At 75.9% G+C, this 14,206-nt stretch carries 10 protein-coding genes; 3 read left to right on the forward strand and 7 right to left on the reverse strand.

The features are described from left to right. The first annotated feature begins 47 nt into the window (after nucleotides 1–47). Nucleotides 48–1,289, forward strand: coding sequence for a lanthionine synthetase LanC family protein (locus ACFV61_RS19675; protein ID WP_380492938.1), 1,242 nt, complete (start codon nucleotides 48–50; stop codon nucleotides 1,287–1,289). A 52-nt stretch (nucleotides 1,290–1,341) separates the two neighbouring features. On the opposite strand, the gene ACFV61_RS19680 is transcribed toward ACFV61_RS19675, so the two are convergent. The 3 genes from ACFV61_RS19680 to ACFV61_RS19690 are packed head-to-tail and all read right to left on the reverse strand — an operon-like array spanning nucleotide 1,342 to nucleotide 4,241. Beyond that, complete coding sequence (locus ACFV61_RS19680; protein ID WP_380430783.1) at nucleotides 1,342–1,998, reverse strand: response regulator; 657 nt, start codon at nucleotides 1,996–1,998, stop codon at nucleotides 1,342–1,344. Next, complete coding sequence (locus ACFV61_RS19685; RefSeq protein WP_380378914.1) at nucleotides 1,983–3,293, reverse strand: sensor domain-containing protein; 1,311 nt, start codon at nucleotides 3,291–3,293, stop codon at nucleotides 1,983–1,985. The genes ACFV61_RS19680 and ACFV61_RS19685 overlap by 16 nt, the downstream gene beginning before the upstream one ends. Nucleotides 3,294–3,302: 9 nt before the next feature. Then, nucleotides 3,303–4,241, reverse strand: coding sequence for a DMT family transporter (locus ACFV61_RS19690; RefSeq protein ID WP_380378916.1), 939 nt, complete (start codon nucleotides 4,239–4,241; stop codon nucleotides 3,303–3,305). 213 nt (nucleotides 4,242–4,454) lie between these two features. Between ACFV61_RS19690 and ACFV61_RS19695 the strand changes: the two genes are divergently transcribed. Together ACFV61_RS19695 and ACFV61_RS19700 are read left to right on the forward strand one after the other, a co-directional pair. Then, nucleotides 4,455–5,384, forward strand: coding sequence for a LysR family transcriptional regulator (locus ACFV61_RS19695; protein WP_380492940.1), 930 nt, complete (start codon nucleotides 4,455–4,457; stop codon nucleotides 5,382–5,384). Between the two features lie 208 nt (nucleotides 5,385–5,592). Beyond that, a complete protein-coding gene (locus ACFV61_RS19700; RefSeq protein WP_380492942.1) occupies nucleotides 5,593–6,885 on the forward strand; it encodes a carbohydrate-binding protein in 1,293 nt (430 codons plus the stop codon). A 108-nt stretch (nucleotides 6,886–6,993) separates the two neighbouring features. Here ACFV61_RS19700 and ACFV61_RS19705 read toward each other — a convergent pair whose 3' ends face one another. From ACFV61_RS19705 to ACFV61_RS19720, 4 genes are all read right to left on the reverse strand, one after another. Then, nucleotides 6,994–9,906 (reverse strand): hypothetical protein, encoded by a 2,913-nt coding sequence (locus ACFV61_RS19705; RefSeq protein WP_380492944.1) that lies wholly within the window; start codon nucleotides 9,904–9,906, stop codon nucleotides 6,994–6,996. After that, complete coding sequence (locus ACFV61_RS19710; RefSeq protein ID WP_380430572.1) at nucleotides 9,906–11,792, reverse strand: HSP90 family protein; 1,887 nt, start codon at nucleotides 11,790–11,792, stop codon at nucleotides 9,906–9,908. The genes ACFV61_RS19705 and ACFV61_RS19710 overlap by 1 nt, the downstream gene beginning before the upstream one ends. A 56-nt stretch (nucleotides 11,793–11,848) precedes the next feature. Then, entirely contained in the window at nucleotides 11,849–12,877 is a 1,029-nt protein-coding gene (locus ACFV61_RS19715; protein WP_380430574.1) for a hypothetical protein, read from the reverse strand. A gap of 315 nt (nucleotides 12,878–13,192) precedes the next feature. After that, entirely contained in the window at nucleotides 13,193–13,696 is a 504-nt protein-coding gene (locus ACFV61_RS19720) for a hypothetical protein (protein ID WP_380487250.1), read from the reverse strand. Between the last annotated feature and the right edge of the window lie 510 nt (nucleotides 13,697–14,206).

The raw sequence follows: 14,206 nt of genomic DNA on the forward strand, positions 1-14,206 counted from the left end.
CCTCCAGACCGGGCGGAGTGCCGACCCGTCGTTCCCGAGGAGCCACCGTGCCGCAGCACACCGCGAACGCCGCGAACACCGAGAGCACCGAGAGCACCGAGAGCACCGGCACCGCCGTCACCGGACTCGCCGTCCGGCTCCTCGACGCCTGGTCCGCCCGGCCCCGCGAGAGCCCGGCGGGCGCCGAGCACCCCTCCGATCCGGGCATCCCCGTCCTGGCGTCCCTGCTGCACGCCTGCGGAGGGCCGGAGGGCGAACGGTCCGCGGCCCGTGCCGTGGCGGTGTGGGCCCGCACCGCCGGCCAGGGGCCGGGCCACTGCGGGCTGTACGACGGCGGACTGGCCGGAACGCTGGCGGGCCTGCGCCTGGGAGCCCTGGTCCACCCGGACTTGCACCGGGCCGCCGACCGGCTCCGCGACCACCTGGTCCGCACCGCGCCGGCCCTCGACTGGCGGTGCGAGCAGGTCGCCTTCCCGGACTACGACCTCATCGTCGGCCCCTCCGGCACCCTGCTCGCCCTGACCACGGGCGCCCGCCCGGCACCGGCCCAACTCGGCCCGTACGCCGACCACCTGGCCCGGCTGTGCGACGCCGACGAGCTGCCCCGGCTGCGGACGGGGCAGTACGCCGGCCACCCGTACCTGGGCTGGCTCGACGGCCGGATCAACACCGGCACGGGCCACGGCGCCGCAGGAGTCGTCGCCGCACTCACCGCAGCCGTACGCCACCTCGGACCGCACCCCGGTCTGACGCCCGCCCTGCGCCGCGCGACCGGGTGGCTGATGCGGCAGTCCTTCGACGACGCCCGCTCCATCCGCAGCTGGGACGGCGCCGGGCTCGACGGCCCGCCGCCCGCCGGAGCGCGCGCCCGCCAGGCCTGGTGCTACGGCACCCCCGGAGTGTCCTGGGCGCTGTGGGACGCGGCCGACGCCACGGGCGACCGGGAGACGGCGGCCTGGGCCGCAGCGGCCTTCGGCACGCTCGCCGAACGGTACGACGAGCGGTTCCACCTCTTCGGCGACCGCGCGAGCGACCTGCTGGCCCTGTGCCACGGCGCCTCGGGCGTGCTGGCGGTGGCCGACGCCTTCGCCCACCATGCCGGCCTGCCCGCCGCGGCCGCGCTGAGGGCCCGCCTGCTCGCCCACCTGAGGGCCCGCCTGCCCGAGGTGGAGGCCCTGGGCGCGGAGGGGATGGGCCTGCTCGGGGGCGCGGCCGGCCCGCTGTGCGCCCTGCTCACCGCGGGCCACGACGCCTCCCGGGCCTGGCTGCCCTGTCTCGGTCTGCGCTGAGCCGCCGACGCCGGCCCGGTGTCGGGCGCGCCCTACGCCGCCCTACGCCGCCCTACGCCGCCCGGAGGTGGGCGAGGACGGCGAGGACGCGGCGGTTGCCTTCGGTGGGGTCGAGGTCGAGCTTCATGAAGATGTTGCCGCAGTGTTTGACCACCGAGGCCTCGGTGATGGTCAGCCGGGTGGCGATCGCCTGGTTGTTGAGGCCCTCGGCCATGAGGGCGAGGACTTCGCGTTCGCGGGGGGTCAGCCGGGTGAGGGGGCGGTCGGCGGACTGCTGGCGCAGCAGGACGCGGACCACGTCGGGGTCGATGACGGTCTCGCCGGCGGCGACCCGGCGCAGGGCGTCGAGGAAGTCGGCGACGTCGCCGACGCGGTCCTTCAGGAGGTAGCCGAGGCCGGCGGGTTGGGCACCGGCGGCGGCGAGCAGGCGGGTCGCGTACGGGGTGGCGACGTACTGGGAGAGCACCAGGACGGGCAGGCCCGGGTGGCGTTCGCGCAGGTCGAGGGCGGCGCGCAGGCCCTCGTCGGAGAAGTCGGGCGGCATCCTGACGTCGGTGATGACGGCGTCGGGCCGTTCGGTGTCGACGGCGGCGGCGAGGGCGCGGGCGTCGCCGACGGCGGCGGTCACCCGGTGGCCGCCGAGGGTGAGGAGTTCGACGAGTCCGGCGCGCAGCAGGACGGCGTCCTCCGCGATCACGATCCGGAGCACGGGACCTCCAGCCGCAGCGTGGTCGGGCCGCCCGTCGGGCTGGTCACCATGAGCCGTCCTTTCAGGAGTGCCACCCGGTCGGCGAGTCCGCGCAGGCCGGCCCCGGCGGCCGGGTCCGCCCCGCCGTGGCCGTCGTCGGTCACCTGGAGCACCAGACGGCCGTCGGCGATGCGCCCGCTGACGGTGATCGCGGCGGCGCCGCTGTGCTTGGCGGCGTTGGTGAGCGCTTCGGTGACGGTGAAGTAGGCGGTGGTCTCGACGGGGGCGGGCAGCCGGCCGGGGAGGTCGAAGTCGGACCGGACCGGGATGGGGTGGCGCAGCGCGACCTCGGCGACGGCGGCGGCGAGGCCGTGGTCGGTGAGCACCTGGGGGTGGATGCCGCGGACCAGGCCGCGCAGTTGTTCCAGGGCCTGCCGGGCTTCGCCGCGCGCCCGGGCGACCAGGGCGGTCGCCCGGTCGCCGGACTGGGCGCTGCCGTCGCGCAGCGCGTGGTCGGCGAGGCCGAGGGTCATGCTGAGCGCGACGAGCTGCTGTTGGGCGCCGTCGTGCAGGTCGCGTTCGATGCGGCGGCGTTCGGCTTCGAAGGCGTCGGCGAGCCGGGCCCGGGAGCGGGTGAGTTCGAGGACCTGTCGGCCGCTGTCCTCCTCGCGGGGCCCGAGCAGGAGGCGGGCGAGGGCGACCTGGGCGGTGGTCAGCAGGGCGCCGGCGTAGGCGCAGAGGAGGAGTCCGGCGAGCCCGGCGGCGCTGAACGGCAGGGCGGCGAGCGGCCCGGGCACCGCCCGGCCGGGGATGATCATGACGGTTTCGGGAGCCAGCGCCCAGACGATCACCGGGGAAGCGACCAGGGCGGCGCAGAACAGCAGCGCGGCGCTGAAGCCGAGCGCGGCGGCGGCGAGGGCCGTGGCGGTGAGCGCGGTGTGGGCCAGCTCGCGCCAGGTGGCGCGCTCGCGCAGGCGGGTCCGCAGCCTCGCGCGGCGGCCGGCGCCGGGCAGCGGGCGGTGCGGGTCGGGCAGCGGTGCCGGTTCGACCAGCCGCAGCCGTCGGCGTTCGAGGGCGGCAGCGGGGATGCCCGCGAGGGCCAGTGCGAGGAGGACCGGCAGTCCGACCCCGACCACGGACAGACCCAGCCCGAGCACCAGCAGCACCGCCAGGGCGGCCAGCAGCAGCGGGCCCAGCAGCGCGCCGCCGAGCAGGTAGGCCCAGCAGCGCGGCACCCACGGGGTGACGGGGAAGCGCAGCGGGTGGGCTCGCAGCGCGGCCCAGACGGCCGTCGGCTGCTGCTCCTCCTCGTTCACCCGGTCACTCTAACGAACCCTCTGACCAGGCCTCGGGGCGTCAGGCGTGGCGGCGGCGGAGCCGGCCGGGCGGGGTGCGGGCCGGGGGCGGGTCAGGGCGACGGCGGCGATCACCAGGACGCCGCCGGCCAGGGCGTTCCAGCCGACGGGTTCGGCGAGGAAGGCCGCGCCGAGGGCCGTGGACCACAGCGGCATGACGTAGGTGACGGCGGAGGCCACCGCGGTACCGGCCGTGCGGACCAGCCCGAGGTTGAGCAGGTACGCGAGGCCGGTGCCGACCGCGCCCAGCACCAGCAGGGCGCCGGCCGCGCCCGCCCCCGGCCAGTGCGGGGCGCCCGCGGCGAACGGCGCGATGGCGGCCAACTCGGCGGTGGCGCAGGCGATCTGGACGGCGGAGAGGGTGACCACCGACTCCGGCCGGCCGGAGAGGAAGCGGCGCAGATAGGCGAAGCCCGCGCCGTAGCAGCAGGCGGCGGCCAGGCAGGCGAGGCCGCCGGCGGCCTCGCCGGAGCCGATGCCGCGCCAGACCCCGAGCACGGTGAGCACGCCGACGAAGCCGAGGGCGAGTCCGGAGAGCCGGCGGGCGCCGGGGCGGCGCTCCTCGGCGACGGTGAGGACGGTGAACAGCAGGGTGAACAGCGGGGTGGTCGCGTTCATCACCCCGGCGAGGACGGAGCTGACCCGGGTCTCGCCGAACGAGAACAGCGTGAACGGCACGGTGTTGAGGAGCACCGCGACCACGGCGGAGTGCCCCCAGAGCGCGCGGTCGCGGGGGACGCGCTCGTGGCGCAGCACGAGGATCGTCCACAGCGTGACCGCCCCGAGCGCGCAGCGCCACAGCGCCACCCACAGCGGCGGCACCCCCGCCTCCACCGCCACCTTGATCAGCGCGAAGCTCGCGCCCCAGATCGCCGACAGCGCCACGAAGCCCGGCAACCAGCGCCGCACCCGGACCACCTCCATCTTCGTCCGTTGGTTCCGTGTCGGGTTCCGTCCCGGCCCCGTCCAGGGTCCAGTCTCGGGTCCCGCCGCAGGTCCCGCCTGGGGTCCCGTCTGGGATCCCGCCTGGGGTCCCGTCTGGGATCCCGTCTGGACAGAGGGTGGCCCGGCGGCAGAGCATGAGTCCAACAAGTGGCAGTGCCGGATAGATGAGGAAGTCTCATGGCGTCGGAGGTCAACCTGGCCCAGCTCAGGGCGCTGGTCGCGGTCGCCGACACCGGGGGGTTCGGCGCGGCCGCCGACGAACTGGGCATCAGCCAGTCCGCCGTCTCGCACGCCGTCGCCGCGCTGGAGCGGACCCTCGGCGCGCCCGTCCTACTGCGCGGCACCCCGGCCCGGCCCACTCCCCTGGGCGAGCAGATCCTCCCGCACGCCCGCACCGCCGTCGCCTCCGCCGCCGCCGTGCGCGCCATCGCCACCCGGCACTCCGGCGGCCCCGTCGGCACCGTGCGGCTGGCCGCGCCGACCACCGTCTGCCAGGCGCTGCTCCCCGGGCTGCTCCGGGACTGGAAGGCCGCCTACCCGCAGGTCACCGTCCGGGTCTTCGAGGGCGAGGACGACGAGCTCGCCACCTGGCTGGAGGCGGGCACCGTCGACGCCGCCGTCCTGGTCGACCCCGGGCCGCTCCCGCCCGGGGCGGTCGCGCTCGGGGCCGACTCCATGCACGCGCTGCTGCGCGGCGACCACCCGCTCGCCGGACAGGAGGCCATCCACGTCGCCGACCTGGAGGACGACGACTTCCTGCTCTCCGAGGGCGGCTGTGAACGCCAGATCCGGGAGGCCTTCCGCCGGGCCGGCACCCGCTTCACCCCCCGGCACCGCATCCGCGACCTCAACACGCTCATCGGCATGGTGCACGCGGGCGTCGGGGTCTCGGTGATGCCCGCGCTGGCGCTGACCATGCTCCCGGCCGACTGCGTGCTCGTCCCGATCCGGCCGGCCGTCCACCGCACGCTCACGCTCACCGGGCCGACCAGCCGCCCGTGGTCGCCGGCGGTCGGCGGGCTGCTGGCGGCGGTGGGTGCCGCGCAGGGGGCGGGTGACGCCGCGCGGGGAGCGGGCAGCGGGGTCCGCGTGGCGGCGCGCGCCTGACGGGGAGCCCGTTCGGCGCCCGGCCCACCGCCGGCGCCGGGCCCCGGCTTGACCATTTTGGGGTTGACCACCCTTCCTCGACAGGTCTATACCAGTGACAGCCTTCGGCAACTACCCCCTGCCGAAGGCCCGTTCGGTCTGCGCGCCACCCCCACCTCCGGCGTGAGCAGCCCCTCCCCCACTGCCGTCCCGCCTGGAAAGGCCCTCGATGGAACGCACACTTCCCCCACACCCCGCCCCCCGGAACCCGCGCCGCCGCCCGCGCCGGGTCGCCGCCGCCGTGGCCGGGGTGCTCGGCCTGGTCGCCGGCGGTGTCGCCGCGCTCGCGAACACCGGCTCCGCCGCCGCCGACACCACGACCGGCCTCGGCAGCAACTGGTACGCCTCGGCGCCCTACCTGATGCCCGAGGACAACAGCCCGCCGGACGCCGCGGCGGTGATGGACGCCACCGGACAGAAGGCCTTCCAGCTGGCGTTCATCCTGGCCCAGGGCAGCAGCTGTTCACCGGCCTGGGGCGGCACCTCCTCGATCGACACCGACACCACCATGCCCGGCGTCATCCAGACCATCCGCGGCAAGGGCGGGGACGTCTCGGTGTCGGTCGGCGGGTACGGCGGCACCAAGCTCGGCCAGGTCTGCGGCACGCCGGAGGCGACCGCCGCCGGGTACCAGAAGGTGATCACCAAGTACCAGTTGAAGGCGATCGACTTCGACCTGGAGGAGCCGGAGTACGAGAACACCGCGGCGATCCACAACGAGATCGGCGCCGCCCGGATCCTCCAGCAGAACAACCCCGGCCTCTACATCTCGATCACCACCGCCGGGACCAACGCGGGGACGGGCTGGTTCGGCACCCAGATGCTGAACGAGGCCAAGTCGCAGGGCTTCACGCCGAACAACTACTCGATCATGCCGTTCGACGGCGGGTTCAACGGCGCGGCCGCGCAGACCGACGCGCTGGTGAAGTTCAACCAGATCCTCCAGACCACCTTCGGCTGGTCCGAGGCGACGGCCTACGCCCACGAGGGCGTGTCGATGATGAACGGCCGCACCGACGCCGCCGAGTACTTCCGGCAGGCGGACTTCCAGGCCGTGCTGGACTTCGCCACCGCGCACAACCTGGCCCGGTACACCTACTGGTCGGTCAACCGGGACCGGCAGTGCACGGGCCCGGTGGACCCGGGGCTGTCCGGCTCCTGCTCCAGCGTGGCGCAGAACGACTGGGACTTCACCAAGTACACCGTGAAGTTCGCCGGGGCGACGCCGCCCACCACCTCGCCGACCACGCCTCCGACCACCCCGCCCACCACGCCGCCGACGACTCCCCCGACCACCCCCGGGGCCTGCGCCGACCCGGCGTGGAGCGCGAGCACCACGTACACCAGCGGCAGCAAGGTCTCGTACGGCGGCCACGAGTACCACGCCAAGTGGTGGACGCTGAACGAGGTGCCGAGCGCCAGCGGCCAGTGGGGCGTCTGGGGCGACGACGGCCCCTGCTGACACGGGCTGACGGGCTGACAGGTCGACGGGCCGACGCCCGGGGCCCGGGGCCCGGGGCCCGGGGATCTGCGCACCCCGGGCCCCCGGCAGGCCAGTTCGCGGCCGTGGTCAGTCCGCGGCCGTGAACCGCTCCCGCAGTTCGGCCAGCACCTGCGCCGCCTCCGGGAGGCCGGCGGCCTCGCAGCGGGCGATGCCCGCGGTCAGCCGGGCGACGGCCGCCCCGGTACGGCCGAGGTCGGCGCCCTCGATCAGCGCGGCCAGTCGGACGGCCTCGGCCCGGGACGTCCCGGCCCGCTCGTCGCCGCCCTCGTAGACCGCGATCGCCCGCTCGACCTCGGCCAGCGCCTCCTCGTGGCGCTCGGCCATGGCCAGGCAGCGCGCCCGCTCGTAGTGCGAACCGCCGCGCAGGTACCAGGGGTTGTACTCCTGACCGGCCTGCCCGGCGTGCTCCCCGACGGCGTCCGCCTCGGCCAGCCGGGCCAGCGCCGACGCCAGCCCCTCCGGGCCCTCGGCGTGCATGGTCAGCCGGGCGAACTCGCGTAGCGTCGCGGCCAGTTGGTCCACCTGGGGGGCCTGGGCGTGGGCCGCGAGGGCGCGGTCGAGGGCGGCCTTCGCGGCCTCCCAGCGGTCCGCCCGGGCCAGCGCCAGCGCGGCCTCGCAGGCGACCATGGTATGGGTGTCCTGCTCCTCCCAGCCGGCGACGACGTCGGCCAGCCGCAGGTACTCCTCGGCGGCGTCCCGGTGCTCGTCCAGTTCGGTGAGGCCCCGGGCGAGGTCCAGCCGGGCCTGCGCGAGCATCCGAACGTCCAGCTCCGACGCGGCGGCGTCCAGCAGCACCGACTCCAGCACCGCGACGGCGTCGGCCGTGCGGTCGGCGGCACGCAGCACGTCGGCCAGCTGGAGACGGGCCTGCGCGGCGTCCTCGGCCGCCTCCCGGCCCTTGCGGTCGAAGCGCGCGGCCGCCTCGGTGAGCGCCCGGACCGCGCCGCCGCGGTCCCCGGCCCCCATGGCCGCGTGGCCGAGCATCAGATAGGTGGGCGCGTACGGGTAGGAGTCGTCGCCCCAGCGGGCGGCCTCGGCGAGCGCCCGGTGGAACACCTCGACGGCCTCGGCGGGTTCGCCGCCCTGCAACAGCACCTGGCCCAGCAGGCCGAGCACCCGCGGGGTGTGCCAGGGCAGTTCGGCCGCGTCCAACTGGGCGAGCACCTCGCGCAGTTCGGCGGTGGCCTCGGCCAGCCGGCCCTGCCGGGCGGCCGCGTCGGCCAGGTACTGGCGGGAGGTGGCCGCGCGGCGGGCGGAGCCCAGCTCCACGGCGGTGCGGTGGTAGCCGCCGGCCGCCGCCTCGAAGCGCTCGACGGCCTCGGCGGGCGGCTCGGGCAGCGCCTCGACCAGGTCGTGGTGGGCCGCGTAGGCGCGGACCTGCCACACGATCAGGTGGTCGTCGTCGGCCATCGTGCCGGCGGCCCGCAGCTCCTCGGCCCGGCGCAGCACCTCGTCGAGCGCCGGCCAGTCGGCCACCGCGCCCTCGACGTCGCCGAGTTCCACGATCAGCGCGCGGGCCCGGGCCATCAGGGCCTGGCCGGGCAGCCCGGCCTGCTCGAACAGCTCGGCGGCGGCCAGCAGCCCGGCCCGGCCGTCGGCGTGCTCGTCCCGCTCCAGCGCCTGGTGGGCCCGCTGCTCGGCGAGTTCGGCGCGCAGCCGCCCGGGGCTGCCGACCGCGGTGCCCTCGGGGTGGGCGAAGCCGTCGGCGGCGGCGCGTTCGGCGATCCGCCGCCAGAGCCGGTCGGCGTCCGGGTGCCCGACGAGCTCCAGCTCGCGGGCCCGGACCACCAGGGCGGTGAAGTCCTCCGGCTCCGGCTCGACGGCCCGGCGCGGTGCGGGCGCGAGGGCCGGGGCGGCGGCCAGCTCGGGCGCGGCGGCGGCGCGCACGCCGAGGGCCAGCGGCTCGGCCAGCAGCGGCTCGCGGGCCAGCCGGGCGCGCCGGTCGGCGCCGACCGCGTCGGTGCCGTTGCGGGCGTCGAAGCGGGCGGCGAGCGCGTCGGCCTCGGCGCGCACATGGGCGAGCAGGGTGTCCGCCGTCCAGGAGGTGCCGGGCGGGCCGCTGACGGCGAGCCCACCGTGGCCGCCCCGGGCCAGGACGGCGAGCAGCACCTCGACGCCGGTGAGGAAGGACAGCAGCGCGGACGGCTCGCCGGCCACCGCGAACAGGTCGCGGTTCTCGGCGAGCAGTTCCAGGCCGCGCGGCTCGTTGCCGGACAGCGCGCAGAACTCGACGTGCCGGCCGACGGCGTGCGCCATCGAGGCCTTGCCGCGCGCGGCGCGGTAACCGGTCAGGTGGCTGGAGCGGGCCTCGTCCAGCCGGCCCCGGCGCAGCAGCGGGAGCAGGGCGGCGGCCTGGCTGAGGGCGGGCTCCTGCTCGCAGCTGCTCCGGCCGTCGAGGACCGGCTGCAGGACGTCCAGCGCCCGGGCGTCGTCGCCGGCGTCCGCGAAGTGCTCGGCGCGCGCCCGGGTCTCGCAGGCGTGGCAGTCGCTCAGCTCGGAGCGCGGGCGGGCCGTCCACAGCTCGTAGGCGTCCTGGCGGCCGCTGCCGGTCTGCGCGGCCAGGTGGTAGCGCTGGGCGTAGTACGGCTGGAGGTCGAAGCCGGCCGCCCGGTAGCGGTCGCGCAGTTCGGTGTGCCAGCGCCGCAGGGCCGGCAGCGGCACGTCCGGGTTGCCCAGGAGCGCGCCGGCCACCCACTTGAAGCGCCAGAACACCTGCTGGCGGGCCCACTCGCCGAAGCCGTCCGGGTCGGCGTCCCACAGCTTGAGGAGGCGGGCGAAGACGACCGGGCTCTTGCCGCGCTCGCCGTCGTACTCGTACGCCTCCATCAGCTCCAGCAGGGCCATCGAGCGCGCCCCGGTGTCGTCGAACTGCTCGGCGGCGTCGACGAGTTCCTCGGCCGCGACGGTCCGCTGGCGGCCGTACGGGCGGGCGTCGTTCTCGCGCAGCGCGGCCATCACCGCATCGGGGGTGTCCAGCATCAGGCCTCCTTCGGGTCGGTGCGGTCCGGGCCGGCCGACTCGTGGCCGAGCATGGCGTGGTCGAGCAGGCTGATGAACGAGCGGTTGAGCAGGGCGCTCTCGCTGGCCTTGAGCGGGCGGCGGGTCATCAGCACGGCCTGCCCGTACAGCGCCTCGACGGCGGTGACGGCCAGCTCGCGGTTGGTGACCGTCGCGGCGCGGCGCACCAGCGGGTTGAGGTGGTTGAGCACCAGCTGGGCGCGGGGCGCCTCGGCGCGCAGCGAGCCCAGGATGTCCGCCCACAGGCCGTCGGCCTCCTCGGCGAGCTGGGCGCGGCTGCGCTCGTGCCGGGCCTCCCGGTTGTCCAGCAGCAGCGCGGGCGCGTTGGTCGGGTGGAAGCTGCGCAGGGCGACGTCGCAGTCGAAGCGGCCGACCACCTCGCGGGCGACGGCGAGGAAGGCGTTCGCGGCGAGCTCGGCGGCCGGGTCGACGGTGTCCAGGTGCGCGGTGACGGTGCCCGGGTCGAGGTCGGAGACCGAGACGCCGGGGCGGATCTCGGGCAGCCGGTGCACCAGGTCGCGGTCGTAGGTGTAGCCGCCGTTGACCACGCCGAGGCCGGCGGCGCCGGCGATCGGGGCGACCTGGCGGAACTCCTCGACGGTGCGGGTCACCAGCACCACCGGGTGGCTGCGGGTGAACTCGTCCAGGGTGACGTTGCCGTCGGTGGTCTCGAACGGCAGCCACGGCAGCATCATCCGTAGCAACTCGTCGTCGTAACGGGCGAGTTCCTTGACGGCCAGGTGGTGCACGGACAGGAAGCGGTGCAGCAGCGCCGGATCGCTCGCGGACAGGCCGGTCAGCCAGTCGCGGATCCGGACGCCCAGCGCGTCACGGACGGCGGCCAGCGTCTCGTCCGCGTACAGGCCCTCGCGGGAGGCCGTCGGGCGCAGGCCGTCGGTGTCCACCACGCAGCGGACGAAGAACGCCCAGTCCGGCAGCAGCTCGTCGGCCTGGTCGGACAGCAGCATGCCCTTGAGGTGCACCCGGTGGCCCGAACGGCGGGACGGCGGGGCCGCGTCCGGCAGCACGTAGGCGACGCCGCGCAGGCCGACCAGCGGCAGGTCCAGGTCGATGGTGTCGAGCGGGGCGAAGTCGAAGGCGGCGCGGCAGTACTCGGTCAGCGCGTCGCGCCGGGCCAGCGGCGAGCCGTGTCGCTCGGCCCACGGCGGGGTGCGGTTCACCCGGTGCTCGGTGCCGTTCGCGTCCACCACCGTGACGTCGTGGCGCAGCAGGCTGCCGAAGTCCCGGGCCAGCGCGAGGACACGGCCCGACCGCGTCCACTCGACGGCGTCGGCGCGCGGGACCAGCGTCACGGTGGTGCCCGGCTCCGGCTTGGCCGCGGCGGGCAGGGTGCGGATCGTGTAGCGGCCGTCGGAGCCGCCGCGCCACTCGATCACCGGCGCGTCCGGCGTGGCGGCGGAGCGGGTCACCACGGTGATCTCGTCGGCGACCACGAAGCAGGCCAGCAGGCCGATGCCGAACTGGCCGATGAAGTCGCCGCGGGCCTGGGCCAGCCCGGTGCCGTCCAGCCGGCCGTCGGCGTCGCGCTTCGAACTGCGGCCGATGGTGGCGAGGAAGGTGTGGACGTCCGCCTCGGTCAGGCCGACGCCGGTGTCGGTGACGCTCAGCTCGTCGTCGGCGCGCACGACGATCCGGGCCGGCGCCTGCGGATCGAGGGCGCGGCGGGCGGAGATCGCGTCCACCGCGTTCTGCAGCAACTCGCGCAGGTACACCCGCGGGCTGGAGTAGAGGTGGTGGGAGAGCAGGTCCACCAGGCCGCGCAGGTCCACCTGGAAGGTGTGCGCGCTCGCCGCGTTGTCGGGCGTCGGGTTCTCGGATGGGGACACCGGGGGCTCTTTCGATCGCGGGGCGGGTGATGGAGGTTCTGGACGGGCCGGGGGCGTCAGTACGCGCAGCGGTCCCGGTGGGAGGCGAACGCCTTGAGCGGATCACCGGACAGGAAGTGCCAGGGCGACTCGGTGACGGCGCCGTCCAAGGCCTCGAACAGCAGGCGCGCCGTCTTGCGCTGGCCGGCCAGCGAGAAGGCCATCGCGAAGGCGTTGAAGGAACCCTGCCAGCCACGCACCGGCGTGAAGTCCGGGTGCAGCACGGAGCGGAAGGCCGCCTCCTGCAAGTCGGCCACCACCTCCGCACTGGCCAGGTAGGCGCGGTCCTCACCGTCCGGGAGGTCCAGCCAGCGCTCCAGGTGCGCCAGCACCACCAGCTCGCCGAGCTGGCTGCCCTCCGGCGCCGCGAGCATCGAGGAACGGGCGAAGGCGTGCATCTCCTCGTGCGAGCCGCCCCACTTGGCGCACAGCTGCTGGAGGCGCTGGCGGTGCGAGGCCGGATGCCCGGGAGCACGGCGCACGGCGGCCTCGAAGCGGCAGGTCGCGACCTCCGCCGGGAGCGAGGCACCGCGGGCGCTGATCTGCAGGAAGTACCAGGGGGCGAGCCAGGACGGCTCGCGCTCGGCGACCTCCAGCAGCTGCTCCTCGGCGATGTCCAACCGCTCGTGGAACACCTGCCACTGCTTCTCGGACACGTGCTTCGCCCGGGCGCCCGTCCGGGCCTCCCAGGCCCAGGTGACGTGCCGGGCACCGGACAGCAGCAGCGCCAGCGCGTCCTCGGGCCGGTCGGCGAGGGCCCGGGCCGTCCACTCCTCGACCCGGGGCACCTCCGCGATCGCACCGACCCGCCCGGTCAGATCGGCGCCGTCCCCGACGGCGGCCAGCGCGGGGCCCAGGGCCGCCCAGTCACCGGCGGCGGCCTGGCCGAGCATCAGGCGCAGCGACTCGTCCCCGAGCGCCGGATCCAGCCGCGGCGCCGCAACGGCCGCCACGGGCGCGGACCCGACGGCCCGCCGCACCCTCCCAAGCCAGCCCGCCCCGCTCTGCGCGGCCTCCTCGCCGGAGCGGCGTCGGAACAGCGGCATGTGTGGCCCCCTCGAACATCATCGGCATCTTTCGCATGGCCGCACGACGGCCACCCCAGATGAGTAGATATCACGGCCGACCGACATCCGTTTCCCCAGCCCAGGGGCGGTCCCGGTCCGGCACGTGCGGGGACCGCCCCACGGCCCGCCGACCGGGGCGGACGACCGGGGCTGACGGCCGGAACGCGGGCACGTCGAACGGGGTGAGGACACGTCGAACAGGCGGCGGCGCTGTCCGGTCCGACGCCGAAACGCAGCGGGCCCCGGCGCCTCCTCGGCCCGGGGCTTCGCTTCGCTTCGCGTACGCGGCGGCCGTCAGGCCAGTCCGAGCCCGGCGTCCGGGGTCCTGCCCGCCTGGGCCTGCTCGATCCGCTTGACCAGCATCACCCCGAACCGCCGGGCGGCAGCCACGTCGGCCGGCCCGCCCTCGGTGGTCACGCTGGCGACGACGGTGCCCGAGCGCAGCACGATGCCGATGCCCTCGCTCTCGCCCAGCTGGCCCTGGAAGGCCTGGCTCTCGCTGCCCAGCACCGGGGAGTCGACCTTGCGGAACGGCCCGGCTCCGTAGGAGGCGTAGGACTCCTTGAGCTTGCCCTTGGCGGCGTCGCGGTTCGGCAGCGTCTCGACGATGAAGCGGGCGACCACATCCCCCGAGGAGAACCGGACGGAACCGCTGAGCGGCTTGCCGGTGCACGGCACCGACGCGGTGCAGGTGGTGGCGTGGTCGATGGTGTCGACCTTGCGCTTCTCCTCCTCCCAGCCCGCCATCGCCTTCGCGTCCGGCAGCACCTGCCCGACGAGCTTGTCGTCCAGCAGCACCGCCTCCAGGTCCGCCCCGGGCGTCGCCGCCCCGGCCGGCGGAGCAGAGGCCCCGGCGCCACCGCTTCCGGTCGCAGGCGGCGGCGCCGAGGCCGAGCCCGCAGCCGCACCCGCCCCCGTCGCGGCGGCAGGCGCGGAAGCCGAGGCGGAGACCGAAGCCCCTGCACCGGTCTCACCACCCGCCGGACCCGTCGCACTCGCCACCGCACTCGCCGCCCCCGCCGCACCCTTGGCCGCGTCCGAGCCCGCCGGGGAACTCCCCGCAGAACCCGCCGAGCACCCGGCCAGCACCCCCGTCAGCACCCCGGCCGCCACCGCGGCAGCCACCCTCCGACCAGCCATCCCCATCCCCATCGCCCACTCCTCCGGATGTCCGTGACCCATCAAGATAGCCGCCGCACCCGGCCCGCCCGCGCCCGGGTGCACCCGGGCCGATCAAGGACGGAGCGGGGGCGGGCACGGCGGCGGGGCGGCGACCGTACTGGTCACCAGTCGCGTAGACACCGATGA

The sequence above is a fragment of the Kitasatospora sp. NPDC059817 genome, from assembly GCF_042731835.1.
Lineage (GTDB): Bacteria > Actinomycetota > Actinomycetes > Streptomycetales > Streptomycetaceae > Kitasatospora.